We start from the raw sequence: 633 nt of genomic DNA, 5'->3' as shown, positions 1-633 counted from the left end.
TCTCATCCTTGAGCAGCAGCTTTTTTCGTTTGAGATCCGCTAGTCTGACATCATCTGTCGATGGGTGGGCGAGAGCATCTTGGATTTGTCGTTTAAGAGCTTGATGCTTCCTCTGGAGTTCGGTCAGATGATTCAGCAAAGGCATGTCGATCCCTCCTGTCCAATCTTCGACGTCGTAAATCTGACATAACGAGTATGGCGAGTCGAAGGCATTCGTTGCTGCGGCGCGAAATCTTTGCGTCTACCGCTCAAGCTTCGCGCCACGTTTGTCGTTCCCGGTCGCCCGCTTCCCTGTTGTCATCACCGGCCTTGTGCCGGTGACCTCGCTTCGTGAGGCACAGCGCTTATCCCATCGTGGCCGGGACGGGCCCGGCCATGACGGCGGAGGGAGGGATACAGCGCAATCTCTTGTCGTTCCGGGGCGAACCGAGCAAGAGCCCCGATGCCGGTCGCGGAATGACAGTCAAGATTGACCCTCCCCGTCTTTCCAGTGTTACGTCGATCCCGGAGCTGAGCATTGGCTCCGGGGCTTAAGAACCCCTCCTACAGCGACCGGCATTGGTCGTATCAATGCCTTCCTTACCGTCACGGTCGGGGAGGTGCTGTCGCATGTCCAGGGCGCGAGCCTAAAGG

At 57.8% G+C, this 633-nt stretch carries 1 protein-coding gene; it reads right to left on the bottom strand.

Annotated elements, in window-relative coordinates; translation table 11 throughout:
* On the bottom strand, positions 1–145 hold a 145-nt coding region (locus AC1DT3_RS23450; protein ID WP_477467547.1), incomplete at its 3' end, for a DUF465 domain-containing protein.
* Positions 146–633 lie beyond the last annotated feature (488 nt).

Source organism: Microvirga sp. P4_G7, assembly GCF_056401005.1.
This window is presented reverse-complemented; position numbering and strand designations above follow the sequence as displayed.